The organism is Pseudomonas graminis (genome assembly GCF_001705435.1).
GTDB classification, from domain to species: domain Bacteria; phylum Pseudomonadota; class Gammaproteobacteria; order Pseudomonadales; family Pseudomonadaceae; genus Aquipseudomonas; species Aquipseudomonas graminis_B.
Map to the genome: position 1 here is coordinate 150,762 of NZ_MDEN01000061.1, position 25,625 is coordinate 176,386.

Below are 25,625 nucleotides of genomic sequence, written 5' to 3' on the forward strand. Positions count from 1 at the left end.
CTCCCACTAATTGACAGCACGATCAGAATTCTCCAGCGTGCCCCCTCCCCTCGGCTAGCACCAAAAAGTCCCTCATGCCCTTCTTAAATTATTTTTAAGAAATCCCGACTACGTTTAAAGGCAAAATGCAGGCTTCTGTCCTCTCACGTGGCCCTGACCTCACATGACGCGAATTCTGACAATCGAAGACGATGCCGTCACCGCGAAGGAAATCGTTGCCGAACTGAGCAGCCACGGCCTGCAAGTGGACTGGGTCGACAACGGTCGCGAGGGCCTCGTCCGTGCGGTCAGCGGCGATTACGACCTGATCACCCTCGACCGCATGCTGCCGGAAGTCGACGGCCTGGCGATTGTCACCACCATGCGCGCCCTGGGCATTGCCACGCCCATTCTGATGATCAGCGCGCTGTCGGACGTCGATGAGCGGGTGCGAGGGCTGCGTGCCGGTGGCGATGATTACCTGTCCAAACCCTTCGCCTCCGATGAAATGGCCGCGCGCGTGGAAGTCCTGCTGCGCCGCAGTAATCCGGTGACCCAGGCCGAGACCATGCTCAAGGTCGCCGACCTCGAACTCAATCTCATCACCCGCGAAGCCAGCCGCGCCGGGCAGCCCCTTAACCTGCTGCCGACCGAATACAAGCTGCTGGAATTCCTGATGCGCAACAGCGGGCAGATCATCACCCGCATGATGATTTTCGAAGAAGTCTGGGGTTATCACTTCGACCCGGGCACCAACCTGATCGACGTGCACATCGGTCGCTTGCGCAAGAAAATCGATCCCCCTACCCTGACGCCGCTGATACGTACCGTTCGAGGCTCAGGTTATGTCATTGCCGAACCCGTCTAAGGGCTGGCGCTCCTCCAGCAGCCGGCTGCTGGCGCTGTACAGTTTCCTGTTTGTGGCCTGGAGCAGCATCCTCATGGGGGTGCTGTACTGGGAAGTCACCAGTTACCTCAACACCCTTGCCCGCCACTCGTTGATGCAGCGCCAACAGTTGTTCTCGCGCTTTGAAGGCGCGCAGCTGGACGATGCGTTGCGCACCAGCGACAAATTCGACATGCGCTCGGTCGACGCCTACGGCCTGTTCGACAAGGACATGAAGCCCATCAGCGGCCCGATCCAGAGCATTCCCGACGGCCTCAAGCTGACCGGCGAAATCCAGGAACTGAACACCTGCATTGATTCCGATGACCCGGACCTGCCCAGCTCGGGCTGCGACGCCGTGGCGATCCATACGCTGGATGATCGCTGGCTGATTCTGGTGCGCGACAACGGTTCGCTGTTCGCTGTGACCACGCTGATCCTGCGCGCGCTGCTGTGGGGGATTTCGCTGACGATCATTCCGGGCATCGCCGGCTGGCACCTGCTGGGACGCCGGCCGCTGCAGCGCATCCGGGCAATCCAGGCCAGCGCCGAAGCGATCGTCACCGGCGACCTGGCCCGCCGCTTGCCGGTGTCGGACCGACGCGACGAGCTGGACATGCTCGCCGACATCGTCAACGCCATGCTCGACCGCATCGAGCGCCTGATGAACGAGGTCAAGGGCGTCTGCGACAACATCGCCCACGACCTGCGCACCCCGCTCACCCGGCTGCGCGCGCAGCTTTATCGAATCCAGCAGCAGTCCCCGGAAGACTCGGCGCTGGGCGAGCAGATGGCCCAGGTGATCGCCGACGCCGACACACTGATGGCGCGCTTTCGCGGATTGCTGCGGATTTCCGAACTGGAAGATCACCAGCGGCGTTCGGCTTTCGGTCAGCTGGACCCGCAGCCGCTGTTGCAGGAGCTGCACGATTTCTACCTGCCGCTGGCCGAAGAAGGCCGTGTCTCGTTGCAGCTGAAAGTCGCCGAGCGCCTGCCGCCGATGGTGGGTGATCGGGCCCTGCTGTTCGAGGCGCTGTCGAACCTGCTGAGCAACTCGATCAAATTCACCCCGCCGGGCGGGCAAGTGCTGCTCATCGCCCGCGCCGAAGGTGACACCACGTTCATCGAAGTCCAGGACACCGGCCCCGGCATCCCCGACGCCGAACGCGAGGCGGTGTTCAAGCGCTTCTATCGCAGCGAAAACGGCAATCAGCAAAGCGGCTTTGGCCTGGGATTGTCCATCGTCGCCGCCATCGTCAACCTCCATGGCTTCAAACTGCGCATCGGCAGCAGCCCGTCCGGCGGCGCGAGCCTGGTGCTGGAATGCCGACGGGTGTTGGCATTGGGGTAAAAAGACTGGGGCTGCAAGCTGCAAGCTGCAAGCTGCAAGCAAAACGACAAAGCCGCCTCGAGGGCGGCTTTGTTAATTGGGGGCGGGGTTACATTTTCCGGGCTTGCTCGATGATCTTTTCCTGCCGCGCCCAGGCTTTCTCCATGACATCCAGATAAACCCGCTCCTTCTCCTCGAAGGTGGCGTTGCGGACGAAGTCGGAAAACGGCGTCGACTTCACTGTTTTGAGTTTTTGTGGAGTAGCCATTATTCGTACCTCCTGGAATTCAGCCTGCGTTCAAGCGATGCCCGATCATAGGTTTCGGGTATGTGGGTGTCAATTTGCTGGATGTTCTGCCGGTAAGACTTGGTAGAACCATCATGATTCTTGATAAAAACATCCACGGTCACTGCATGGCCAAACTCGTATTTCAAACGGTTCACCACCTCCCGAGCCGCAAAGTATTGATCCACGACCCCCTGCATAGGGATGTTCCGGCCCTCCACTTTCTCGCGCGCCTGAACGAACTCCCAGGCTCTCTCGGGGTTTTGATAGACATAGAGCACCAACACGAACCGACCCCGCTTGAGCGAGCGCCGGATGTTGAGTGAAACCGTGTCGAAATTCGATGCCGTGCCGTCCAGCAGAAACGATTGCTGCAGCCGCAACGCCTCATCGTGAACGGCAGACACCAAAACAGAAACCGCTCGTTGAAACAGAGAAGAATTACTTCCCGTGTAGCCGGGCAATTCGGTGCGATAGGTATCCGGGTCGATCCGCAGCACTGATCCGCCGAATCGGCCGAGAAACTCCAGGGATGCTTCGGTTTTACCAGCCCCGGGTGAGCCCGCCATAAACACCGATACAGGCGAATCCTCCGAAAGGTATATCGAAGGATCCGTCAGCCTCTTTGCAATCTCCTTCCTGTTCGCCTTGGCAAAAACAACAGCCTCTTCTGATATCCGTCGATCATCCGTATCCACAGTCACCCATCCTTTTATGAAGTCACGACAGTCCAGCGCCGCGCAGTATTCACGGGCGCTTCGACTGCGCCTATCCGACGTCACAAAACGAAACAGGATGCGCTGGTGAGCATTCACCGATGTGGATTCGGATGACGCGCCGTCTTCCCATCACCCCGGCATGCACGTGAAGTCCACGCTGTGCCCCAGGGATTTCCCTTTCGCATCCTCAAGCTTCACCCGGTACTCCTCGCCCAGGCTGGACTCCACCAGTTTGTAATGCTCGCCCGCCTGGAACTGGCTGAATTGGATACCGGTCTGGCAGTTCATCTCTCCGTTGTCGCCGCTGCGTTCGACGATCAGGTTGACGTCGAGGGTATGGGCGCCGGGTTTGACTTCGAAGAAGCGGCCGTCATTCAGGCGCTTGCCGTCCAGGTCCTCGGCCATCAGCACGTCGGCGGGCTGTTCCTGCAAGCTGATCCACGCCTCGCTCGGGTCGGCTTTTGGCATGGGACCGGCGCAGGCGGAGAGCAACGCGACCAGACTGAACATAGGAACCAGCAATAACGATTTGGCTTTCATGACACGACCTCGGCAGTTGAAAAAATCCCTGATGTGCAGGGTGGAATTTCGAGGGGCGCAGGGTGCGTGGGCCGCGGATGAACAACAAATGAATCCAGCATGAAAGCAACCGGCTCACCGCACTAACGTTTTGTTCATCTGGCTGAAAGCCGCGTGTTAGGTAGGTCAACCAACACTGCGCCCATTCGAAATGGGAGGTTTACGGCATGCTCGGGCTGGTCAGGACTGCATTGCTAAAGCCGTACACGTTTATCGTGTTGGCGATTTTCATCTGTATTGTCGGGCCGATGGCGGCCCTTAAAACGCCCACCGATGTGTTTCCGGACATCGGCATTCCGGTGGTCGCGGTGGTCTGGCAATACGCCGGGCTGTCGCCGGATGCCATGGCCGGTCGGGTGATCTACACCTACGAGCGCTCGCTGAGCACCACGGTCAACGACATCGAACACATCGAGTCGCAGTCGCTGCCCGGCATGGGCATCGTCAAGATTTTCTTCCAGCCGGGCGTGGATATCCGCACCGCCAACGCGCAAGTGACCGCGGTCTCACAGACCGTGCTCAAGCAAATGCCGGCGGGCATCACGCCGCCGCTGATCCTCAACTACAGCGCCTCGACCGTGCCGATCCTGCAGATGGCCTTTTCCAGCCCGACGCTGTCGGAAGCGAAGATTCGCGACCTGGTGCAGAACAGCGTCCGCCTGCCCCTCAGCGCCGTGCCGGGGCTGGCGATGCCGACGCCCATGGGCGGCAAGCAGCGGCAGATCACCCTGGACCTCGACCCGCAGGCGCTGGCCGCCAAAGGCCTGTCCGCGCAAGACGTCGGCAACGCACTGGCCGCCGGCAACCAGATCATCCCGGCGGGCACGGCGAAGATGGGCAGCGACGAATACACTGTGCTGCTCAACAACAGCCCCAAGGCCATCGACGAACTCAATGACCTGCCGATCAAGACCGTCGACGGCGCGCTGATCACCATCGGCCAGGTGGCCCACGTGCGCGACGGTTCGCCGCCGCAGACCAATATCGTGCGCGTTGATGGCCGCCGCGCCGTGCTGATGCCGGCACTGAAGAACGGCAACATCTCAACCCTGTCCATCGTCGACAACATCCGCAACATGCTGCCGCTGATCAACGAGACCCTGCCGCCCGCCCTGAAAACTTCGTTGCTGGGCGATGCCTCGGTGTTCGTCAAAGCGTCGGTGGGGAGTGTGGCCCGGGAAGGCATCATCGCCGCCTTGCTGACCAGCGTGATGATTCTGCTGTTTCTCGGCAGCTGGCGCTCGACGCTGATCATCGCGGCGTCGATTCCCCTGGCGGTGCTGTCGGCCATCGCGCTGCTTTCCGTGACCGGACAAACCCTGAACGTGATGACCCTCGGCGGCTTGGCGCTGGCGGTGGGGATTCTGGTGGACGACGCAACGGTGACCATCGAGAACATCAACTGGCACCTGGAGCAGGGCAAGGCGGTGAAGGACGCGATCATGGACGGTGCGCGGCAGATCGTCGGCCCCGCGTTCGTGTCGCTGCTGTGCATCTGCATCGTCTTCGTGCCGATGTTCATGCTGCAAGGGATCGCCGGTTATTTGTTCCGGCCGATGGCGCTGGCGGTGATCTTCGCCATGGCCAGCTCGTTCCTGCTGTCGCGCACCCTGGTGCCGACCCTGGCGATGTTTCTGCTCAAACCCCACGTGCTGGAAACCGGCCCGGGCCATCACCCGGAAGACCCGTTCATCAATCACCACGAAGGCGATCAGCATGGCCGACAACGCAACCTGATCCTGCGCGGCGCGTTGAAATTTCAGCAGGGTTTCGAGGCACGTTTCTCAACGATTCGCGACACCTACCACGGCCTTCTTGGGCTGGCATTGCAGCGGCGAAAAGCGTTTCTCCTCGGCTTTCTCGCCTGCGTGCTCGCCAGTTTTGCGCTGCTGCCCACCCTGGGCGAAGACTTCTTCCCGGCCACCGACGCCGGCGCGCTGTCGATGCACGTGCGCCTGCCACTGGGCACGCGCATCGAAGAAAGCGCGGCGGCGTTCGACCGCCTCGAGCAGCGCATCCGCGAGATCATCCCGGCGGATGAGCTGGACACGGTGATCGACAACATCGGCATCCCCCTGAGCGGCATCGACATGGCCTACAGCAGCAGCGGCACCATCGGACCGCAGGATGGCGACATTCAGGTCACCCTCAAGGCCGATCACGCGCCAACCGCCGATTACGTCAAACGCCTGCGCGAAGCCCTGCCGCAAAGCTTCCCCGGCAGCCAGTTCGCCTTCATGCCCGCCGACATCAGCAGCCAGATCCTCAACTTCGGTGCACCGGCGCCACTGGACCTGAAAATCTCCGGCCCCAACGGCGACGCCAACCGCGCCTACGCACTGGAACTGCAGCGCCTTTTGCAGCATGTGCCGGGCATCGCCGACCTGCGCATTCAGCAATCCACCGGTTACCCGTCGTTGCAGGTGAACGTGGATCGACTGCGGGCCAAGCAACTGGGGATCACCGAAAAAGACGTGACCACCAGCCTCGGCGCTTCCCTGGCCGGGACCTCCCAGGTGGCGCCAACGTACTGGCTGAACCCGAAAAACGGCGTCTCGTATTCGGTGGTCGCGGCGACACCGCAGTACCGTCTCGACAGCCTGCCGAGCCTCGAAGCCCTGCCGATTACCGGCAGCAACGGGCAGTCGCAGATTCTCGGCGGCCTGGCGACGATCAGCCGCGCCGACAGCCCGGCGGTGGTCACGCACTACAACATTCAGCCGACCCTGGACCTGTTCGCCAACGTGCAGGGCCGCGACCTCGGCGGCGTGGCGGCGGACATCCAGAAGGTCATCGACGAGACCGCGCACCTGCGGCCCAAAGGCGCGACGGTCAGCCTGCACGGACAGATCGATGCGTTGCATGAAGCGTTCAGCGGTTTGAGCCTGGGCCTGCTCGGCGCGGTAGTGCTGATCTACTTGCTCATCGTGGTCAACTTTCAATCGTGGATCGATCCGTTCGTGATCATCACCGCCCTCCCCGCCGCGCTGGCCGGCATCGTCTGGATGCTGTTCCTCAGCGGCACGTCGCTGTCGGTACCGGCGCTAACCGGGGCGATCCTCTGCATGGGCGTGGCCACCGCCAACTCGATTCTGGTGGTGAGTTTCTGCCGCGAGCGCCTTGCCGAACACGGCGATGCCCTGCTCGCCGCGATGGAGGCTGGCTACACGCGCTTCCGCCCGGTGTGCATGACCGCGCTGGCGATGATCATCGGCATGCTGCCGCTGGCGATTTCCCAGGAACAGAACGCGCCGCTCGGCCGTGCGGTGATCGGCGGCCTGATCCTCGCCACCACTGCCACCCTGCTGTTCGTGCCGGTGGTGTTCAGCCTCGTCCACCGCCACTCAAAACCCTTGCCTGCGAATGCCCTTGATGGAGAAACACCCCATGTCGTCTGAACACGCCCCTTCGCGCAAACGCCTGATGTTGCTCGGCATTGGCGGCCTGACTTTGGCGGCGCTGCTGGTCGCCAATGGCCTCGCCGCACGCACCCGCGAGGCACACGCCGTCGACGCCTGGACCGAGCGGCAATCGGTGCCCGTTGTCAGCTTTGTCGTGCCGACCCAAAGCGACCAAGGCAACACCCTGCGCCTGCCCGCGCGCCTCGAGGCCTGGAGCAATGCGGCGATCAACGCACGGGTCAGCGGTTACCTGAAAGACTGGGACGCCGACATCGGCAGCCATGTGCAGGCCGGTCAGGTACTGGCCCACATCGACAGCCCCGAACTCGACCAGCAACTGGCTCAGGCCCGGGCGCGTCTGGCCCAGCAACACGCCAGCGCGCGCATCGCCCAGACCACGGCGGCACGCTGGCAGCACCTGCTGACAACCCATTCGGTGTCGCAACAGGAAGTGGATGAAAAAGTCTCCACCGCCGTCGCCGCCAATGCCGATGTGCAAGCGGCAAACGCCGACTATCAAAGGATCGTGGCGCTGGAGGATTACAAGACCATTCGCGCGCCATTCAGTGGCACTGTCACCGCGCGCAACACCGACATCGGTCAGTTGATCAAAGCCGATGACGGCGGCGCCCGCCCGCTGTTCAGCCTCGCCGACACCCATCGCCTGCGGCTGTATGTGCCGATCCCGCAGAACTACGCCAGCGTGGTCCGCCCCGGCATGCAGGTTCAGCTAAGCGTGCCCGAGCATCCGGGGCAGACCTACAGGGCGACATTGCTGGGGGATTCCACAGCGGTGGATCCGCGCTCCGGCACCCTGCTGGCCCAGTTCATCGCCGACAACCCGGACGGCGCGCTGATGCCCGGCGACTACGCCGACGCCACGCTGCCGGTAAACAACGCCAGCGGCGGGCTGAGCATTCCGGCCAGCGCGCTGATCTTCCGCGCCAAAGGCACCCAGGTTGCCACCCTCGACCGCACCGGCCATGTGCACCTGCGCGACATCCACATCGCGATGGATCTGGGGGACCGGCTGATCATCGATCAAGGCCTCAAGCCGGCCGATCACGTCATCGATAACCCGCCCGATGCGCTGCGGGAGAACGATGCCGTGCAACTGGCGTACGCCGGAGGTGACCATGCGTACAAGGCTTGAAGCGCTGGCGCTGGCCGTCGCCGTGACGCTGCAGGGCTGTTCGCTCGCCCCCGTTTATCAGGCGCCGGCGGTTCAACTGCCCGCGCATTTCGCCGAGGACGCCGGGCCCTGGCATCCGGCGCAGCCTGCCGATACGGTGCAAGCCCAGTGGTGGGAAGCGTTCGAGGACGCGCAACTGAATGACCTGCAACAACGGCTGCTCAATGCCAACCCGGACCTGACCGCTGCGCTGGCCCACTACGACGCCGCGCTCGCGTATACCGGTCAGCTGCACGCGGGCCTGATGCCTCAGGTCAACGCCAGCCTGAGCCCGGTTCGTCAGCGGCAGTCGGATCGCCGGCCATTGCGCGGTGGCACGCAACCCTCGGTCTACGACAGCGACACCGCCGGTTTCAGCCTGAATTTCGACCCGGACCTGTGGGGCAAAATCCGCAATCAAGTGGCGGCCGGCGACGCTCAGGCTCAAGCCTCGGCGGACGATCTGGCGGTTGCGCGCCTGAGCCTGCAACACCAGTTGGCGACGCTGTATGTGCAGGTGCGCGGGCTGGACGCGCAAAGCCGCATCCTGCAGACCTCGCTGGACGATTACACCCAGGCCCTGCAACTGACCCGCGATCGCTACGAGGGGAAGATCGCGTCGGCACTGGACCTGACCCGTGCGCAAAGCCAGCTCGCCGAGGCCCGGGCGCAGCTGGATGACGTCAACGCCCAGCGCGACCTCAGCGAACACGCCATCGCCGAACTGGTGGGCGCGATGCCCGGAGATGTTCATCTGGCCCAGAACGCGCAACCGCTGAAACTGCCCGGCATCCCCCACACTTTGCCCGGCAGCCTGCTGCAACAGCGCCCCGACGTCGCCGCCGCAGAGCGTCGCGTGTTCGCCGCCAACGCCAACATCGGCGTGGCGAAAGCGGCGTGGTACCCGGACTTCAGCCTGACCGGCCTGCTCGGCGGGCAAACCCAGGGCAGCGGCAATCTGCTGGCGGCAGCCAATCGTTACTGGGCGCTGGGGCCGCTGGTCAACCTGCCGATTTTCGACGGCGGCCGCCGCAGCGCGAACGAGCGGCAAGCCAAGGCCGAATTCGAAGAAGCCGCCGCGCACTACCACAGCCAGGTGCTCAAGGCGGTGTGCGAGGTGGAAGACAATCTGGGTCAGCTGCGCGATCTGCAGCGCGAGTCCGAGGACCAGCGCGCCGCCGTCGACGCCGCACAAAGCGCCGAACAGATGGCGATGAGCAGCTACCAGGCCGGGGCCGCGAGTTACCTGGATGTAGTGACCGCGCAAACTGCGGCGCTTCAGGCAAAACGGCGGTTGCAGGTGGTTGAGACCAGCAGATTGCAGGCCAGTGTCGGGCTGATGGCGGCGTTGGGTGGGGGGTGGAAAAGCGGGTGAGTTTGTCGGCGCCGGCGCTGATCTTCCCGCTGAAAGATCCCGGGACACGTGGGAGTGACCGGGGTGGCGCTCGATCCTGTTCACGAAGAGGCCGAGGCATTCAGCTACATTCTCTGCCGGCTGAAAGTGAGCCTTCGCGAGCAAGCTCGACTCCCACGGGATGGTGGTTCGGCTCGATATTTCGGCCAGTTCGGGGGACCTGTGGGAGTGAGCTTGCTCACGAAGGGGCCGGGGCATGCAACCACTTTCTCTGGCGGCTGAAAGTAAGTCTTCGCGAGCAAGCTCGACTCCCACGGGATGGTGGTGCGCCTCGGAATCTCAGGTTGCTGCAGGACTTGTGGGAGTGAGCTTGCTCACGAAGAGGCCGGGGCATTCAGCCACTTTTCTGGTGACTGAAAGTAAGTATTCGCGAGCAAGCTCGACTCCCACGGGATGGTGGTTCGGCTCGATATTTCGGCCAGTTCGGGGGACCTGTGGGATTGACCGCGGTGGCGGCCCACCTTGTTCACGAAGACTCATTGATGGGCAATGACTCAGGCAGATCATTGTTGATTCCTAATAAAAGCTTAAGAAACTCACTCCCGGACTCTCCGAACTCCACCCCTGAACCTGGCAACCCAATGGAGTCCCATAGTGGATAATCTCCGACCCGGCTGACTAACCCTGCCCGGAGAGGATTGGCCACGATATAGCGGGCGAAGTGAATCAGATCATCCTCATGGCGTGCGGCTGCATCGTGATATCCAGGCTGCCACAGTCGCCCCTGATTGCCGGTGACCCTGTTCACCGCAATGGCGGTCTTCGACTTGACTCGCTGAACAATGCCCGCAAGCGAGCCATGATGAAGCTTCACTAACCAGTGAAAATGGTCAGGCATCACAACCCACGCCAGCGTTTTTGCAAATCCGCACTCGTGCACCTCTCTCATTTCCTTTACGAGCAGCCGACCCACCCGCCAATCACTAAAATCATCTCTCATACGGTCAAGCCGGGAGGTAACCAGATAGATCCTCCCCATTTCGGAATACCGCCCTATGCGCAAGCTGTGCGAACGCGCTTTCGTGACCATGCTGACTACCTCGACTGTGGATGCACAAACCACGGTAGCCGCTTCATGAGCCATGCCTGTGAGGGTGTATTTCACGCTATGTCCTGTTCATCCAACGCGGATGCACCCGGCCGCGCAAACAACAACGCCTCCACAAGGGAGGCGTTGGGTCTTGCAGGTCGAGGGCTATGAAGCACGTACCTCAGGCAAGATCAAAGCGGTCCAGCTCCATCACTTTGGTCCACGCAGCGACGAAGTCCTCGACGAACTTCTGTTGCCCGTCCTCACTGGCGTACACCTCAGCCACGGCCCGCAACTGGGCGTGTGAACTGAACACCAGGTCGACGCGGGTGCCGGTCCATTTGACGGCGCCGGTGTTGCGGTCGCGGGCTTCGAACAGCTGGTCGCCACCCGACACGCCCTTCCACTCCACCCCCATGTCCAACAGATGCTTGAAGAAGTCGTTGGTGAGGACACCTGGCCTTTCGGTCAGGACACCGTGCTGGCTGTGGCCGGCATTGATGTCCAGCACGCGCAGGCCGCCGAGCAGGACGGTCATCTGCGGTGCCGTCAGGTTCAGCAGTTGGGCCTTGTCCACCAGCAGTTTTTCCGCCGAAACGCGGTAATGGCCCTTGAGGTAATTGCGGAAACCATCGGCGATCGGCTCGAGGAAGCCAAAGGACTCGACGTCTGTCTGCTCTTGCGAAGCATCCGCACGCCCAGGGGTGAACGGCACGGTGACGTGATGACCGGCATTTTTCGCCGCCTGTTCGATACCGACGCTGCCGCCGAGAACAATCAGATCAGCCAGCGAAATCTGCTTGCCGCTGGACTGGGCGCTGTTGAACTCACCGCGGACACGCTCCAGTGCTTCCAGCACGACCGCCAGATTGGCCGGCTGGTTGACCGCCCAGTCTTTCTGCGGGGCAAGACGCAGACGGCCGCCGTTGGCGCCACCACGTTTGTCGGAGCCACGGAAGGTGGACGCCGCCGCCCAGGCAGTGCCGACCAGTTGCGAAACCGACAGCCCGGACGCGATGATTTTTTCCTTCAGTGCGGCAATGTCGCTGGCGTCCACCAACGGGTGGTTGACCTCGGGAATCGGGTCCTGCCAGAGCAGTTCTTCGCCTGGCATTTCCGGGCCGAGGTAACGGGCCAGTGGCCCCATGTCACGGTGGGTCAACTTGAACCAGGCGCGGGCGAACGCGTCGGCCAACTGGTCGGGGTTTTCCAGGAAGCGACGGGATATCAGCTCGTAGGCAGGGTCCACGCGCAGGGCCAGGTCGGACGTCAGCATGCGCGGTTCCTGGCGCTTGGACGGGTCATGGGCATGAGGAATCCTGCCCGCGCCCTCGCCATTCTTCGGCCGCCACTGATGGGCGCCGGCCGGACTCTTGGTCAGCTCCCACTCGAAGCCAAACAGGTTTTCCAGGTATTCGTTGCTCCAACGGGTCGGGGTCGAGGTCCAGGTCACTTCCAGACCACTGGTGATGGTGTCGCCGGCCTTGCCGGAGCCGAAACTGTTACGCCAGCCCAGGCCCTGTTCTTCAAGGCCTGCGGCTTCCGGCTCTGCCCCGACGTTGTCCGCCGGCCCGGCACCGTGGGTCTTGCCGAAGGCGTGGCCACCCGCGATCAAGGCAACGGTTTCCTCATCGTTCATGGCCATGCGGCCGAAGGTCTCGCGAATATCCCGCGCCGATGCGGCAGGGTCCGGCACGCCTTCCGGGCCTTCAGGGTTCACGTAGATCAGGCCCATCTGCACGGCCGCCAGCGGGTTTTCGAGATTGCGCTCACCGTTGGCGGTGCGGGTCTGCTCTTCGCTGTGGTGCTCGGGCTCTGCAACGAGTGTGCCCTCGCCCGGCTGTTGCATGTCTTTGTGCGCGCCGTAACGGTCTTCACCGCCGAGCCAGGTGGTTTCGGCGCCCCAATACACGTCCTCGTCCGGTTCCCAGACATCGGCGCGCCCGCCGGAATAACCGAAGGTCTTGAAGCCCATGGATTCCAGCGCCACGTTACCGGTGAGCACGATCAGGTCGGCCCAGGAAATCTTGCTGCCGTATTTTTGCTTCACTGGCCAGATCAGGCGGCGTGCCTTGTCGAGGTTGACGTTGTCCGGCCAGCTGTTGAGCGGCGCAAACCGCTGCTGCCCGGCCCCTGCACCACCACGGCCGTCACCGGTGCGATAGGTCCCGGCACTGTGCCAGGCCATGCGAACGAACAGTGGACCGTAATGCCCGAAGTCGGCAGGCCACCAGTCCTGGGATTGCGTCATGACCTCAAGGAGGTCGCGTTTGACCGCGGCAAAATCGAGGCTCTTGAATGCTTTGGCGTAGTCGAAGCCCTCGCCCATCGGGTCAGTCAAGGAGGAGTGCTGATGAAGAATCTTGAGATTCAGCTGGTTCGGCCACCAGTCACGGTTCGTCGTCCCGCCTCCGGCTGCGTGGTTGAACGGGCATTTCGATTCAGTCGACATGGTCTAATCACCTTCTTGTTTACTTTTTACTTTTCGGCCATCTACGAGACGGCTAACGCTAACACTCGCACAAGACTAGCCGACTCGGGCCAATCGTCTAATAGGCAAATGTTTTGGCGACCATAGAGTGATTCTGTTAGCGGAGTATTTAACCCGGATGCTTGTATTTTCCGGCGCTTGGGCCTAACTGTACGTGGAGCATCACGTGCAGATTGCAGCATCAGGTGCAGAGCCGGCGTCGACCGGCGTTTTGATCACCGTGGCAACATCCAGGAGATTTTGGCATGGCCACCACCGCTTCACTGGCCCCGCTGTTCCGGCAATCAGTGGGCTTTGATCGCTTCAATGATTTTTTCGAGTCTGCGCTGCACAGCGAAATCAACGCCAGCGGCCCCCCTCACAACGTCGAACGATACGGCACCGATCATTACCGGATCGTGATTGCCACGGCCGGGCTCGCCGCTGCCGACCTTGACCTGACCCTGGAAAGAAATGTCCTCACGGTTTGCGGGGGTGAGGCGCACACCGACGGCGGCGTGACCTACCTGCATCAAGGCATCGCCCACGGCCCGTTCCGGCTGGTCTTCCATCTGGCCGATCACATCGAGGTACAGGGTGCGACGTTCAAGAATGGTTTGCTGATCGTCTTCCTGCTGCGCGTCGAACCCCAAGGGGCCAAGGCGAGACGGATCAGTATCCACAGCCCGGGGGATGATCCCGACCGGCCGCACATCAGCCGGCCTTGATCACGTTGATATACCGCCTGATTTCTCTGGATCAGGCTTGGATCAGCGCGAAATCAAACAGCACCCGGGGCGCCTCGATCAGCAGCGAGCGCATCAATTGCGCGGTGCAGCCCAGGGCCTGCAACTGCTCGACCACCGAGCCATAGCTCACCGCGTGTTCATGCTGAGTGTGCGGCCAGTCACTGCCCCAGACCAGCCGCTGCCTGCCGAACGCATCGATCAATAACGGCAGCGCGGCACGGGCGAAATCGAGGTTTTCCCGGGCGCTGCCTTCCAGCCGGTAAATGCCCGACACCTTCATCCACAGTTGACCGCTGCGGCCCAGCTCCAGCATCTGGCGAAAGCCGGGCTGTTCGAGGCCCAGTCGGGCATCAGGCCGGCCGAAGTGGTCGATCACGATCTTCATCCCGAAGGGCATCAGCCCGGCCAGCAGCGCCGGCATATCGGCGACGTGGCGGTGCACTTCAACGTGCCAGCCGAGGGCTGCGATGTGCCCGAAAAACACCTGCCACTGCGGCTCGGAAAAGTCCGGCAGCGCCTTGCCCATCAGGTTCAGACGCACGCCGACGACGCCCAGCCGATCCATCTCGTCCAACGCGGCGCGGCTGATGTCACGCTCGACCACCACCACACCGCGCAGTTGACCCGGCGCCTGCTGAAGGGCGTCGAGCAAGTAGCGGTTATCGGTGCCGAGAAAACTCGGTTGCACCAGCACGCCATGGCTGAGGCCGTGCTGATCAAGTTGATGTCGGTACATCGCCAGCGTGGCGTCGTAGTCGGGTGAATAGCGTCGTGCCGATGCCAGGTCCAGCTTCCTGCTGAATATGTGTGCGTGACCGTCGATACCAAGGATGGACGGAGGAAGCGCGGAAAAAAGGTCGGACATGGATCTCATCTGTCAAAAGGTGCGCGACGCAACAGGCGGCGCGCGGAAGGAAAACTCAGGCGCGGGCGGTTTCGCTGCGTGTCTCTGCGGCGGCGCCGGCCATGGGGCTGGCTTCCAGGCTGCGACCGCGGGTTTCTGGCAGGCACAACGCGGCAATCACGGCGACGCCATAGGCGATCCCGGCGTCGATGCCGATGGCCGAACCCAGCGACATCGATTCGCTCATGTGGCCCACCAGAAACGGGAAGACCGACGACAGCACGCGGCCGAAGTTGTAGCAGAAGCCCACCCCTGCCCCGCGCACGTCAGCCGGATAAAGCTCGTTGAACAGCGCGCCGAGGCTGGCCGGGATGCCGGCGGCAAAGAAGCCCAGCGGGAAACCCAGGAACAGCATCTGCGTGTTGGTCAGCGGGAGGAATACGTAGCACTGCACGGTGATCACGCAGCACAGGGCGAACAGCACGATGTTCAGACGACGGCCGATGCGGTCGATGAGAAAGCCGCTGGCGATGCAGCCGCACCAGAACGCCACGATGATCACCGCCAGGTAGCCGCCGGAGTTGAGCACCGAGAGGTTGCGTTCGGTTTTCAGGAACGTCGGCAGCCAGGTCATCACCGCGTGGTATCCGCCGTGGGCGCCGAGGCCGAGCAAGCCGCCCAGCAGCGTCACGCGGATCAGTTCCGGGCGGAAGATGCCGGCCAGTGACGTGAAAAAGCTCTGGGGGATGGCGTTGTCTTTTTGCAGGCGCTGGAAGCTGTCCGGCTCCTCGACGTTGCGCCGCACCCAGATGATCAGCAGCGACGGCAGCAGGCCGACCAGAAACATCACCCGCCAGGCCATGTCCTGAGGCACAAAAGAATAGATCAGGGTAAACACGCCGACGGCCAGGCCCCAGCCCACCGCCCAGGCGCTCTGCACGGTGCCCATGACCTTGCCGCGGTATTTCGGATTGATGGTCTCGGCCATCAATACGGCGCCTGCGGCCCACTCGCCACCGATGCCGAAGCCCTGCAACGCCTTGACGATCAGCAGCGAGCTGAAGCCGGTCACGAACGCTGACAGAAAGGTGAAGAACGAGAACCAGAGGATCATCCACTGCAGCGTGCGCACCCGGCCGTAGCGGTCGGACAGCGTGCCACCGACCCAGCCGCCGAGGGCCGAGGTGATCAGCGTCACGCCACTGATCAGGCCGGCGTCACCCTTGGTCAACGCGAAGGCGGCGATCAGCGCCGGGATCGCCAGGCCGAACATCTGGACTTCCAGGGCGTCCAGCGACCACCCGCCGAAGCAGGCCCAGAACGTTTTGCGCTCCCGAGGGGTGACGTGGCGATACCAGTTGAACATGGTTTTTGTCCTTATGGGGGTGGAGCGGCAGGTGTTGCAGTGCCCGTTCTGCGTGACGGGCTCGGGGGCAGCTGTTGGCACTCGACGGCGCGGGTCAGCGGATGTCGACGCTGTAGCGGAAGTGGCTGGCATGGCCGCGTGAACGGCGCCATTCCAGCGGCTCGCCGGCGTAGTTGCGCGCCAGACGCTCGATCACCACCACCGGGCTGTTGACCGGCACCTGCAGCAAACGGGCGTGGGTCTCGCTGAGGGCTTCGGCGGTCAGGGTTTCTTCGGCGTAGGCCACCACCTGGCCGCATTGCTCTTCGTAGATCGGATAGAGCAGCGGGCCCTGGCGGCTGAGGTCGATTTCCAGCAGGGTCTGAAATTGCACCTGGGGCAGCCAGATTTCTTCGGCGAGCACGGGCTGAGCGTCGAGCAGACGCAGGCGGATCAGGCGAATCACCGGCGCATCCAGCGGCAGACCAAGGGCCTGGGAAACGGCCGAGGGCGCGGTGACGGCTTCGATGGAGAGGATGCGGCTTTCGGGCACCTGGCGTTCGCCGGAAACGCTTTGAAAGCGGAAGAAGCGGAACAGCGAGGACTGGAACTGTGGCCGGCGAATGAAGGTGCCCCGGCCCTGTTGGCGCTCGAGGATGTTTTCGTTGACCAGCATGTCGATGGCTTTGCGCACCGTGCCAGTGGACAGGCAGTACTCGCTGGACAGCGCAGCTTCGGTGGGAATGGCCTCGCCCGGCCGCCAGCGGTTGTTGGCGATCTGTTCGGCGAGCTGGTCGCGCAGGCGTTGGTAAAGCGGCAAGCGGACATCGCTGGAGAGTCGGTTCATGGAGGCCCTTCGCTGTTGTAGTTATGTAGTCATCTATATGAATCTGCGCTGAGTATTGTCCCGTTGCAAATGGCCGTCAAGGGAAGCAATGGGGGTTGGCGGATGAATGGCGGCGTAGTGCGTTTTTGGTGGGTACGCAAAAACGGCAGAGGTCGGTCTGCCGTTAGGGTGGGGTGCAGCGGGGAGGATCGGGTGTGGGCAGATCCAGTGGCTCAATCAGGTGGGGGAGATGGTTGCCAGGGCACCGATCATGAGGGTCAGGGCGAGAAAGCCGAACAGGAAGATGGCGAGCTTGGCCATGGGGTCTCCAATGTGAGCAGGGGGTACAGTGGATTCGAGCCGGGTGATAGCGTCCGGTCGGGCTCGATCGGTCGGCCGGGGTTGGAGTGATTTTGAGGGGTACAGCTGTTTCAGCACAGATTCAGGTACGGCTTATAAATACAGATCAGATGAGTCCGCACTCACGTCAAGATCAAGAGCATCTGCCTAACGGCAGATCGTTTCGCCTTCGGCGAGTTACTTTTAAAAAGCACTAAAAGTAACCAAAAGTGCCTGCTCTCGGTTTGGCCCGACTTCGTCGGGTTCCCTCACTCCGACGACGCTCCGTGGGCCCGCGCCGAACGGACATCCATGTCCTGGCGGCGCGCTCGCGGCATCCATGCCGCTCGGCCCACTCCCCGTCGTCTGCGTTCGGCCTGCACCCAAGTCGCGATTGACGGTGTCTGGGCTGGCTGTGTAGGAAGATCAAGATCAAGAGCAGATCAAAAGCTTCCCGGCTAAAGCCGGTCCTACGGTCGGGGGTCTCCACCGCTTTCACTGAATGCACCCGCTGCTGTTAGTGGGACCGGCTTCTGCCGGGAAGAGGCCGGGATGAGCGTCACAAGATGTCCGATCGTTCCCGTGCTCCGCGTGGGAATGCATCCTGTGACGCTCCGCGTCACCCTGCGGCTGACATGACACCCCACCAATCGCGCTGCTACGCTCCCTGCCCTCTCTCCACTTCAGGCGCCAGCCATGCCCATCATCCGCCCCATGACCCTGGACGATTACGACGCCATCACCCAACTCATGCGTGACACGCCGGGTATCTCCTTGCGTGACGCCGACTCCCGCGAGTCCACCGAGCGGTATCTGCTGCGCAACCCCGGATTGAGCTTCGTCGCAGAGGAAGATTCGCGCATCTGCGGCTGTGTCATGTCGGGGCATGACGGTCGGCGCGGGTATTTGCAGCATTTGCTGGTGCTGCCTGAGTATCGGCGGCAGGGAATCGGGCAGACACTGGTCGAGCGCTGCCTGGTCAGCCTGGAGGCGGAAGGCATTCACAAATGCCACATCGACGTGCTCAAGACCAACCCGGCGGCGGCAACCTATTGGGCGAATCAGGGCTGGCAGCTGCGGGTCGATATCCACCGCTTTTCCTTCACCCGTCCCGGCAATGAAAACGCCTGACGCCCTCTTAATACCTGATCAGAGCTGGCTCGCAGGCGCCACGGGTTGGCGTCTGGCGTACACCATCAGGCCGCTGAGGAAGACCAGCCCGATGCCAAACATCGAGGCGGTGCCCGGGTAGTTGCCGAACAGCAGAATCCCGTAAGCCACTGCGAAGATGATTTGCAGGTAACCCAGCGGTGCAAGCACCGACGAGGACGCATAGCGATAGGACTTGGCCATCAGAAAGTGGGCGCACAAACCCAGACCGCCGAGCACGAGCAGCAAGCCCAACTGCAGCCAATCGGGATCGGCCCAGTAGAATGGCACAATCGCGCTGAGGATCAGGGTGCAAAAAACGCCGACGTAAAAGCTGCACACCGACGGGCTGTCCGTCTCCCCCGCCAGTTGCGTGAGCAGTTGATACAGCGCGAAGAACAGCGCGGTGGCCAGGGGGAACAGCATCCACAGGGAGAAGGCATCGCTGGCCGGGTTGATGATCACCAGCACGCCAATGAAGCCAAGCACCACCGAACCCCACTGCCAGCGATCCGCCTTGATGCCGAAGATCAGCGGCGACAGGATCGTAACGAATGCCGGTGCGAGGAACACCAGCGCCGTAGACTCGGCAATGGGGACGTGGGTCAGGCCGAACAGGAAAGACAGGCTGTCGGCGAGCAACACCACCGCGCGCAGCAGGTGCAGCCAGGGCCGTCGGGTGTGGAAGACTCTAGCGCCGCCGTTGCGCAGCAGCACGGTGGTCACCAGGGTTGAGTGAACGAGGTAGCGGGCCCACGCGACGAAGATCACCGGCAGGGAATAGATCAGCGTCTTGGAAATCGCGTCATGACTGGCGAACGTCAGCGCCACGCCCGCCATCAACCACATGCCGATGACTTGCCGGTGCGCGCTGTGATGGGGAGTCATTGCAAGGCCTGCCACAAAAATGATGCGCAGGAGTTAACCACAGAAGTCGGCCCAGGCGCCCCGCGCAATTTGCCTTGAGAGCGCCGCCCACTTTATCCAGGGCAATAAAAAACCCGCCTGAGCGGGTTCTTTTCTATCAACACCATTCCAACATCCTGTCAGCAGCCGTCCCGGCAAATGGCGGATCATCCATGACCTGAGAAGCACATCCAGCGCCTCCGTTGATGTGTTTAGATTGCGCTTGTCGCGGTTCGGTGTACAGGTAGACATTGCCCGATGACGTGTAAGCCTTTCGCCATAGCGCGTGTGCGGCGACCGCCGAACTTCCTGCAAGGCCCGGGTGAAGCGCCCCAGCGCAAGCCTCGCGACAAACACATGGCGTAGGCATAATGTGCGTCTCACGAATACGCCTGCCGACTTGAGCCTGCGTTGCACAGCCATGCCTCAGTCGGTTTCAAACCAGCCCGGCCCTGCCGCGCAACGGGAAGCGATATGCCCACTCTTCTTCTGAGACGCCCCTGCTCTCTGCTCGAAAGCCTGCTCGACAGTCCCGTTGCCCGCCGCTTGGCCCTCTCACGGTCGGAGCAGCCATGATCGAAGTCACCGAAGTCTCCATCGCGCAACTGCGCGCGGCCCTTGAAGCCGGCCAGACCACCGCCGTCGAGCTGGTCCAGGCCTACCTCGCCAGAATCGACGCCTACGACGGCGCCGACACCGCCACCGCGCTTAACGCCGTGGTCGTGCGCAATCCCCAGGCCATCGAAGAGGCCCAGGCGTCCGACGACCGTCGCGCGCGAGGCGAAACCCTCGGGCCTCTGGACGGTATTCCCTACACCGCCAAAGACAGTTATCTGGTTAAAGGCCTCACGGCCGCGTCGGGCAGCCCGGCGTTTGCCGAACTGGTCGCCCACCGCGACGCCTTCACCATCGAGCGACTGCGTGGCGCTGGCGCAATTTGTCTGGGCAAGACCAACATGCCGCCGATGGCCAATGGCGGCATGCAGCGTGGCGTGTATGGCCGCGCCGAAAGCCCCTACAACGCGGGCTTCCTGACGGCACCGTTTGCATCCGGATCGTCCAACGGCGCCGGCACTGCAACGGCGGCGAGTTTCGCGGCGTTCGGGCTCGCCGAAGAAACCTGGTCGAGCGGCCGTGGCCCTGCGTCGAACAACGGTTTGTGCGCCTACACGCCGTCGCGCGGGGTGATTTCGGTACGCGGCAACTGGCCCCTGACGCCGACCATGGACGTGGTCGTGCCCTTCGCCCGAACCATGGCCGACCTGCTTGAAGTACTGGACGTGGTAGTCGCCGAAGACCCGGACACCCGCGGCGACCTGTGGCGCTTGCAGCCGTGGGTGCCGATTCCCTCGGTCGACTCGGTACGCCCGGCGTCCTACGCCGAGCTCGCCGCCAGCCCGCAAACCCTGGCCGGCAAACGCTTCGGCGTGCCGCGCATGTACATCAATGCCGACCCCGAAGCCGGGACGTCCGAAGCACCAGGCATCGGCGGCCCCACCGGCCAGCGCATCATCACCCGCGCGTCGGTGATCGTCCTCTGGGAACAGGCGCGCCAGGCACTCGAAGCCCAGGGCGCTGAAGTGATCGAGGTGGACTTCCCGCTGGTCTCCAATTGCGAAGGCGATCGTCCCGGCGCGCCGACGGTTTACAACCGCGGCATCGTCTCGAAGGCATTTCTGCATCACGAACTGTGGGACCTCACTGCCTGGGCCTTCGATGATTTCCTGCAAGCCAACGGCGACCCGAAGCTGAACCGCCTGGCCGACGTCAACGGCCCGCTGATCTTCCCCCATGACCCTGGGACCCTGCCCAACCGCGAGGGCGATCTCGCCGCGGGCATGGACGAGTACGTGAAGATGGCCGAGCGTGGCATCACGCCGTGGGAGCAGATCGACACACTGGCCGACGGCCTGCGCGGACTGGAACACACCCGGCGCATTGACCTCGAAGACTGGATGCAGAAGCTTGGGCTGGATGCGGTGCTGTTTCCGACCGTGGCCGACGTCGCGCCAGCCGATGCCGATGTCAACCCGGCCTCGGCCGACATCGCCTGGAGCAACGGGGTCTGGGTCGCTAACGGCAACCTCGCGATCCGCCACCTCGGCGTGCCCACCGTCACCGTGCCGATGGGCGTGATGGCCGACATCGGTGTGCCCGTGGGCCTTACCTTTGCCGGCCGGGCTTACGACGATTCCGCCCTGCTGCGCTTCGCTTCAGCCTTCGAATCCATCGGCAGCAAGCGCCAGATTCCACCGCGCACGCCGCCGCTGTCTTCCGCCCGTTAATCACCGTGTGGGTCGGGGCTTTCCGCCTCGATCCGTCACGCCAAAACTGACCCTCAGGAGATGTGTTCAATGAGCAAGGCACCCTACGTCCCGCCTACCGTGTGGAAACACGAAGCGCCCTCCGGCGGCCAGTTCGCCAGCATCAACCGTCCGACTGCAGGGCCGACCCATGAGAAAGTCCTGCCGGTCGGCAAGCACCCGTTGCAGCTGTATTCACTGGCCACGCCCAACGGCGTCAAGGTGACGATCCTGCTGGAAGAGCTGCTCGCCCTCGGGCACAGCGGCGCCGAATACGACGCCTGGCTGATCCGTATCAATGAGGGGGATCAGTTCGGCAGCGGCTTCGTCGACATCAACCCCAACTCGAAAATCCCTGCGCTGCTGGATCGCAGCGTCGAGCCGGGCCTTCGCGTGTTCGAGTCCGGTTCGATCCTGCTGTATCTGGCGGAAAAGTTTGGTGAATTGCTGCCCAAGGACCTGGCCGGCCGCACCCAAACCCTGAACTGGCTGTTCTGGCAGATGGGCGCTGCGCCGTATCTGGGTGGCGGCTTCGGGCATTTCTATGTGTACGCGCCGGAGAAGTTCGAATACGCGATCGACCGCTTCACCATGGAGGCCAAGCGTCAGTTGGACGTGCTTGATCGCCGCCTCAGCGAAAGCGCTTACCTGGCCGGTGATAGCTACACCATCGCCGACATCGCCGTGTGGTCGTGGTACGGACAAGTGGTGCGCAACACCGTGTACGGCGCCGCCGAGTTCCTTGCTGCTCACGAATACACCCACGTGCAGCGCTGGGCCGAAACCATTGCACAACGGCCAGCGGTCATTCGCGGAATGCGGGTCAACCGGACCTGGGGCGATGAAGCCACCCAAGTGCCGGAACGGCATGATGCGTCGGACCTGGATTGACGAAGATCCAGGCGGTGAGTGGCTGTTGAACCGGTCCCCTGCGAGCACCGCGTGCTCTTTGCAGGACCGGCTTCAGCCGGGAAAGCGTCGGTCTGGAGCGACGAATAACCTGTGGGAGTGAGCTTGCTCACGAAGGGGCCGTCCCAACCGCTGAATCGTCAGTGTTTTACTACTGCATTCGCGAGCAAGCTCGCTCCCACAAGGATGTGGCGTGCTCAAGATTTCCGATCGCTACCCTGCTCAGCGTGGTAACGCTGCAAATCTGAGGGTGTTCACACCGGCCTCTTCCCGGCTAAAGCCGGTCCTACGAGGACACCGCATCCAGCCAGAGGCACCGCGTATGCTGGGTGTAGGACCGGCCTCTTCCCTGCTAAAGCCAGTCCCACGAGGACACCGCATTCATCCAGATACACCGCGTATGCTGGATGTAGGACCGGCTTCAGCCGGGAAGGCGTCGGTCGTCACGCTGCAAATCCGAGGGTGTTCACACCGGCCTCTTCCCGGCCAAAGCCGGTCCTGCTGACAATAATGAATCAGGCGCCCTGGCCGTCGAGTTCGGCGAGCATGTCTGGCGGAATGACCAGCTCGGTGGCGCTTAGATTTTCGTGAAGATGCGCCACCGACGAGGTGCCCGGAATCAGCAGCAGGTTGGGCGCACGCTGCAGCAGCCACGCCAGGGCCACGCACATCGGCGAGGTGTCGAGGCGTGTGGCGACGTCCGACAGCGTCTGCGACTGCAAGGGCGTGAACCCGCCCAGCGGGAAGAACGGCACGTAGGCGATGCCCTGCTTGCCGAGTTCGGCGATCAACTGCTCGTCATCCCGGTGGGCCAGGTTGTAGTGGTTTTGCACGCAGACCACCTCGGCAATGCTCTGCGCTTCAGTGACCTGTTTCGCGCTGACGTTGCTCAGGCCCAGGTGCTGAATCAGCCCCTGACGCTGCAACTCGGCCAACGCACCGAACTGCTCGGCAATCGACTGCTGGTCCGGGGAATGCCCGGTGCCCCACGCCCTGAAGTTCACCACGTGCAGCGCTTCGACACCGAGATTGCGCAGATTGTCGTGCACCGCGCTCACCAACTCCGACGGGCTGTTGGCAGCGTTCCATGACGCGTCGGTGCCTCGCGACGCGCCGACCTTGGTGACGATCAGCAACTCGTCGCTATAAGGATGCAGGGCTTCGCGGATCAGGCGGTTAGTCACATGGGGGCCATAGAAGTCGGCAGTGTCGATATGGTTGACCCCGGCCGCCAGCGCTTCACGTAACACGGCGATTGCAGCCGCGTGGTCTTTCGGCGGTCCGTAAACGCCCGGCCCGGCCAGTTGCATGGCACCGTAGCCCATGCGGTTGACGGTGCGACCGCCGAATGAAAACTGTCCTGCCTTGCTGGCCTGGCTCATGGGTAACGCCTCGTGATCAAGAATGTAGGACGACTATAGGCGTTGACCGATGCGCTGATAATCAGGTGCAATCGGCACGGGTTGTACGAGTGAGCGGACAATGGCAACAGACATTCAGGATTTACTGGCCTTCGTGGCCGTGGTCAACGCGGGCGGTTTTCGGGAAGGCGCACGGCTGAGTGGCAAGTCGGCATCCAGCCTCAGCGACGCGGTTCGACGCATGGAATCAAGGCTGGGCGTGCGCTTGCTCAACCGCACCACCCGCAGCGTCGTGCCGACGGAAGCCGGCGCGCGGCTGATGGAGCGGATTGTACCGGCGCTCGGGGAAGTCGAATCGGCGCTGGACGTGGTCAACGATTTTCGCGACCGCCCTTCCGGCACGCTCAGGCTTAACGTACCGGTCAGCGCCGCTCGCCTGATACTCCCGGCAATCATCACCCCGTTCCTGCAAGCGCACCCGGACATCCGCATGGAAGTGATCACCGAGGAAAGCTTCGTCGACATGCTCGCCGCCGGCTGCGACGCGGGCATCCGCTACGACGACCGCCTGGAACAGGACATGATCGCCGTGCCCATCGGCCCGCGCGTTCAGCGTTTCGCGACGGCGGCCTCGCCGGCGTACCTCGACGCCCGGGGCCGGCCCGAGCATCCGCGTGATCTGTTGAACCACAGTTGCCTGCGCGGCAAATTCCCCAGCGGTTCTATTCCACTGTGGGAATACGAGCGTGACGGGGAAGAAGTTCGTGTCGACCCGACCGGCCCACTCACCGTGCGTATTGGCGGCGCAGTGGACCTCTCCGTGCAAACCGCCATCGACGGCCTGGGCATCGTTTCGTTGTTCGAAGACTGGTTGCGCCCCCATCTCGACAGCGGCGCACTGGAACCGGTACTCGAACCCTGGTGGCCGCGTTTCAGCGGGCCGTTTCTGTATTACCCCGGCCGGCGCTATGTGCCATCACCCCTGAGAGCATTTCTGGACTTCATCCAGCGACGTGGGTAACCCTCATCGGCGCCAACACGTAATGAGCCTTTAAATAAATAAGCGGCTGGAACACGTTCATGGCGAACGATACAACGGAACGTTCCAGCTCAATAATCACGCAAAAAAAAAACGCTGCATTCAATGCAGCGTTTCTTTTATAGCGTTTGTAATTGAAGCCGCCAGGGCACTGGCGATTAACCATTTTGACGACCGTAGCCCATGATGGTGTAGTCAAGGCTGTGGGTCACGCCGGCGTGGTCAACATACACCATGGTGGATTGCACGGGGCCATCAACTTTCTGTGGGTCCTGAGCGTTTTTGATGCTGATCACTTTAGCGACGTCGATGCCTTTGTGACGGTTGTATTGTTCAACCTGGGTCGAGGGCTGCTGGTGGGTGGCCGGGCGTTCGCCGGCAGCGGCGAACACACTGACAAGGGACAGGGCGGCGAAGGTTAATACTTTCATGGTCATTCTCCAGAAGTGCATTCAGTCGTAATTAAGCAAAGCGCTTGTCGTTTGCTTCTGGGGCCATTCTGTTCGTGATCCGCGCCGATGATAAATACTTAAAATTGATAAAGCCCATCACCGCCATCGATGCGCATAGTTATTAGATCAATTCCCGTA

Annotated in this window: 20 protein-coding genes and 1 pseudogene; 10 read left to right on the plus strand and 11 right to left on the minus strand. The window is 62.4% G+C overall.

Annotated features, from left to right (window positions below; all coding sequences use genetic code 11):
• Nucleotides 1-163: 163 nt before the first annotated feature.
• Together BBI10_RS11385 and BBI10_RS11390 are read left to right on the plus strand one after the other, a co-directional pair.
• On the plus strand, nucleotides 164-847 hold the full coding sequence (locus BBI10_RS11385; protein ID WP_065988603.1) for a response regulator transcription factor: 684 nt from the start codon (nucleotides 164-166) through the stop codon (nucleotides 845-847).
• Complete coding sequence (locus BBI10_RS11390) at nucleotides 825-2,216, plus strand: sensor histidine kinase (RefSeq protein ID WP_065988604.1); 1,392 nt, start codon at nucleotides 825-827, stop codon at nucleotides 2,214-2,216. The genes BBI10_RS11385 and BBI10_RS11390 overlap by 23 nt, the downstream gene beginning before the upstream one ends.
• An 88-nt stretch (nucleotides 2,217-2,304) precedes the next feature.
• Here the strand turns inward: BBI10_RS11390 and BBI10_RS27555 are convergent, their stop codons facing one another.
• From BBI10_RS27555 to BBI10_RS11400, 3 genes are all read right to left on the minus strand, one after another.
• Nucleotides 2,305-2,463 carry a hypothetical protein gene (locus BBI10_RS27555; RefSeq protein ID WP_167355789.1) on the minus strand — a complete coding sequence of 53 codons (159 nt, stop codon included), beginning with the start codon at nucleotides 2,461-2,463 and terminating at the stop codon, nucleotides 2,305-2,307.
• Nucleotides 2,463-3,179 carry a zeta toxin family protein gene (locus tag BBI10_RS11395; RefSeq protein WP_347876465.1) on the minus strand — a complete coding sequence of 239 codons (717 nt, stop codon included), beginning with the start codon at nucleotides 3,177-3,179 and terminating at the stop codon, nucleotides 2,463-2,465. The genes BBI10_RS27555 and BBI10_RS11395 overlap by 1 nt, the downstream gene beginning before the upstream one ends.
• A 150-nt stretch (nucleotides 3,180-3,329) precedes the next feature.
• Entirely contained in the window at nucleotides 3,330-3,740 is a 411-nt protein-coding gene (locus tag BBI10_RS11400) for a hypothetical protein (RefSeq protein WP_065988606.1), read from the minus strand.
• Nucleotides 3,741-3,946: 206 nt separating this feature from the next.
• Between BBI10_RS11400 and BBI10_RS11405 the strand changes: the two genes are divergently transcribed.
• The 3 genes from BBI10_RS11405 to BBI10_RS11415 are packed head-to-tail and all read left to right on the plus strand — an operon-like array spanning nucleotide 3,947 to nucleotide 9,726.
• Entirely contained in the window at nucleotides 3,947-7,177 is a 3,231-nt protein-coding gene (locus BBI10_RS11405; protein ID WP_065988607.1) for an efflux RND transporter permease subunit, read from the plus strand.
• Nucleotides 7,167-8,333 (plus strand): efflux RND transporter periplasmic adaptor subunit, encoded by a 1,167-nt coding sequence (locus BBI10_RS11410; protein WP_065988608.1) that lies wholly within the window; start codon nucleotides 7,167-7,169, stop codon nucleotides 8,331-8,333. The genes BBI10_RS11405 and BBI10_RS11410 overlap by 11 nt, the downstream gene beginning before the upstream one ends.
• A complete protein-coding gene (locus BBI10_RS11415; protein ID WP_065988609.1) occupies nucleotides 8,317-9,726 on the plus strand; it encodes an efflux transporter outer membrane subunit in 1,410 nt (469 codons plus the stop codon). The genes BBI10_RS11410 and BBI10_RS11415 overlap by 17 nt, the downstream gene beginning before the upstream one ends.
• Before the next feature lie 613 nt (nucleotides 9,727-10,339).
• On the opposite strand, the pseudogene BBI10_RS11420 reads toward BBI10_RS11415, so the two are convergent.
• Nucleotides 10,340-10,795, minus strand: a pseudogene (locus BBI10_RS11420) (REP-associated tyrosine transposase); the annotation flags it as partial.
• 181 nt (nucleotides 10,796-10,976) lie between these two features.
• Nucleotides 10,977-13,247, minus strand: a complete 2,271-nt coding sequence (katG, locus tag BBI10_RS11425; RefSeq protein ID WP_065988611.1) for a catalase/peroxidase HPI — start codon at nucleotides 13,245-13,247, stop codon at nucleotides 10,977-10,979.
• 284 nt (nucleotides 13,248-13,531) lie between these two features.
• Between katG and BBI10_RS11430 the strand changes: the two genes are divergently transcribed.
• Nucleotides 13,532-13,993 (plus strand): Hsp20 family protein, encoded by a 462-nt coding sequence (locus tag BBI10_RS11430; RefSeq protein ID WP_065988612.1) that lies wholly within the window; start codon nucleotides 13,532-13,534, stop codon nucleotides 13,991-13,993.
• Between the two features lie 31 nt (nucleotides 13,994-14,024).
• Here the strand turns inward: BBI10_RS11430 and BBI10_RS11435 are convergent, their stop codons facing one another.
• From BBI10_RS11435 to BBI10_RS11445, 3 genes are all read right to left on the minus strand, one after another.
• A complete protein-coding gene (locus tag BBI10_RS11435) occupies nucleotides 14,025-14,879 on the minus strand; it encodes an amidohydrolase family protein (protein WP_065988613.1) in 855 nt (284 codons plus the stop codon).
• A gap of 55 nt (nucleotides 14,880-14,934) precedes the next feature.
• Nucleotides 14,935-16,224: an MFS transporter gene (locus tag BBI10_RS11440; protein WP_065988614.1), complete on the minus strand. Its 1,290-nt coding sequence runs from the start codon at nucleotides 16,222-16,224 to the stop codon at nucleotides 14,935-14,937.
• 94 nt (nucleotides 16,225-16,318) lie between these two features.
• Nucleotides 16,319-17,050 carry a GntR family transcriptional regulator gene (locus BBI10_RS11445; protein ID WP_065988615.1) on the minus strand — a complete coding sequence of 244 codons (732 nt, stop codon included), beginning with the start codon at nucleotides 17,048-17,050 and terminating at the stop codon, nucleotides 16,319-16,321.
• Between the two features lie 1,014 nt (nucleotides 17,051-18,064).
• Between BBI10_RS11445 and BBI10_RS11450 the strand changes: the two genes are divergently transcribed.
• Nucleotides 18,065-18,499 (plus strand): GNAT family N-acetyltransferase, encoded by a 435-nt coding sequence (locus BBI10_RS11450; RefSeq protein WP_065988616.1) that lies wholly within the window; start codon nucleotides 18,065-18,067, stop codon nucleotides 18,497-18,499.
• 18 nt (nucleotides 18,500-18,517) lie between these two features.
• Here BBI10_RS11450 and BBI10_RS11455 read toward each other — a convergent pair whose 3' ends face one another.
• On the minus strand, nucleotides 18,518-19,405 hold the full coding sequence (locus BBI10_RS11455) for a DMT family transporter (RefSeq protein ID WP_065988617.1): 888 nt from the start codon (nucleotides 19,403-19,405) through the stop codon (nucleotides 18,518-18,520).
• A 590-nt stretch (nucleotides 19,406-19,995) separates the two neighbouring features.
• Here BBI10_RS11455 and BBI10_RS11460 point away from each other — a divergent pair.
• Together BBI10_RS11460 and yghU are read left to right on the plus strand one after the other, a co-directional pair.
• Nucleotides 19,996-21,708: an amidase gene (locus BBI10_RS11460; RefSeq protein ID WP_065988618.1), complete on the plus strand. Its 1,713-nt coding sequence runs from the start codon at nucleotides 19,996-19,998 to the stop codon at nucleotides 21,706-21,708.
• A gap of 69 nt (nucleotides 21,709-21,777) precedes the next feature.
• The gene (gene yghU, locus BBI10_RS11465) at nucleotides 21,778-22,617 is read left to right on the plus strand and encodes a glutathione-dependent disulfide-bond oxidoreductase (RefSeq protein ID WP_065988619.1); all 840 of its coding nucleotides are present in this window, start codon (nucleotides 21,778-21,780) and stop codon (nucleotides 22,615-22,617) included.
• Between the two features lie 533 nt (nucleotides 22,618-23,150).
• Here yghU and BBI10_RS11470 read toward each other — a convergent pair.
• Entirely contained in the window at nucleotides 23,151-24,017 is an 867-nt protein-coding gene (locus tag BBI10_RS11470; protein ID WP_065988620.1) for an aldo/keto reductase family oxidoreductase, read from the minus strand.
• 100 nt (nucleotides 24,018-24,117) lie between these two features.
• On the opposite strand from BBI10_RS11470, the gene BBI10_RS11475 reads away from it, so the two are divergent.
• Complete coding sequence (locus tag BBI10_RS11475) at nucleotides 24,118-25,017, plus strand: LysR family transcriptional regulator (protein WP_065988621.1); 900 nt, start codon at nucleotides 24,118-24,120, stop codon at nucleotides 25,015-25,017.
• Between the two features lie 176 nt (nucleotides 25,018-25,193).
• Here BBI10_RS11475 and BBI10_RS11480 read toward each other — a convergent pair whose 3' ends face one another.
• On the minus strand, nucleotides 25,194-25,466 hold the full coding sequence (locus tag BBI10_RS11480; protein WP_065988622.1) for a DUF2790 domain-containing protein: 273 nt from the start codon (nucleotides 25,464-25,466) through the stop codon (nucleotides 25,194-25,196).
• Between the last annotated feature and the right edge of the window lie 159 nt (nucleotides 25,467-25,625).

Excerpts from the sequence above, each read along its gene's own strand:
- BBI10_RS11385 (WP_065988603.1), top strand. The coding sequence starts at position 164 with ATGACGCGAATTCTGACAATCGAAGACGATGCCGTCACCGCGAAGGAA.
- BBI10_RS11390 (WP_065988604.1), top strand. The coding sequence starts at position 825 with ATGTCATTGCCGAACCCGTCTAAGGGCTGGCGCTCCTCCAGCAGCCGG.
- BBI10_RS27555 (WP_167355789.1), bottom strand. The coding sequence starts at position 2,463 with ATGGCTACTCCACAAAAACTCAAAACAGTGAAGTCGACGCCGTTTTCC.
- BBI10_RS11400 (WP_065988606.1), bottom strand. The coding sequence starts at position 3,740 with ATGAAAGCCAAATCGTTATTGCTGGTTCCTATGTTCAGTCTGGTCGCG.
- BBI10_RS11405 (WP_065988607.1), top strand. The coding sequence starts at position 3,947 with ATGCTCGGGCTGGTCAGGACTGCATTGCTAAAGCCGTACACGTTTATC.
- BBI10_RS11410 (WP_065988608.1), top strand. The coding sequence starts at position 7,167 with ATGTCGTCTGAACACGCCCCTTCGCGCAAACGCCTGATGTTGCTCGGC.
- BBI10_RS11415 (WP_065988609.1), top strand. The coding sequence starts at position 8,317 with ATGCGTACAAGGCTTGAAGCGCTGGCGCTGGCCGTCGCCGTGACGCTG.
- katG (WP_065988611.1), bottom strand. The coding sequence starts at position 13,247 with ATGTCGACTGAATCGAAATGCCCGTTCAACCACGCAGCCGGAGGCGGG.
- BBI10_RS11430 (WP_065988612.1), top strand. The coding sequence starts at position 13,532 with ATGGCCACCACCGCTTCACTGGCCCCGCTGTTCCGGCAATCAGTGGGC.
- BBI10_RS11435 (WP_065988613.1), bottom strand. The coding sequence starts at position 14,879 with ATGTCCGACCTTTTTTCCGCGCTTCCTCCGTCCATCCTTGGTATCGAC.
- BBI10_RS11440 (WP_065988614.1), bottom strand. The coding sequence starts at position 16,224 with ATGTTCAACTGGTATCGCCACGTCACCCCTCGGGAGCGCAAAACGTTC.
- BBI10_RS11445 (WP_065988615.1), bottom strand. The coding sequence starts at position 17,050 with ATGAACCGACTCTCCAGCGATGTCCGCTTGCCGCTTTACCAACGCCTG.
- BBI10_RS11450 (WP_065988616.1), top strand. The coding sequence starts at position 18,065 with ATGCCCATCATCCGCCCCATGACCCTGGACGATTACGACGCCATCACC.
- BBI10_RS11455 (WP_065988617.1), bottom strand. The coding sequence starts at position 19,405 with ATGACTCCCCATCACAGCGCGCACCGGCAAGTCATCGGCATGTGGTTG.
- BBI10_RS11460 (WP_065988618.1), top strand. The coding sequence starts at position 19,996 with ATGATCGAAGTCACCGAAGTCTCCATCGCGCAACTGCGCGCGGCCCTT.
- yghU (WP_065988619.1), top strand. The coding sequence starts at position 21,778 with ATGAGCAAGGCACCCTACGTCCCGCCTACCGTGTGGAAACACGAAGCG.
- BBI10_RS11470 (WP_065988620.1), bottom strand. The coding sequence starts at position 24,017 with ATGAGCCAGGCCAGCAAGGCAGGACAGTTTTCATTCGGCGGTCGCACC.
- BBI10_RS11475 (WP_065988621.1), top strand. The coding sequence starts at position 24,118 with ATGGCAACAGACATTCAGGATTTACTGGCCTTCGTGGCCGTGGTCAAC.
- BBI10_RS11480 (WP_065988622.1), bottom strand. The coding sequence starts at position 25,466 with ATGAAAGTATTAACCTTCGCCGCCCTGTCCCTTGTCAGTGTGTTCGCC.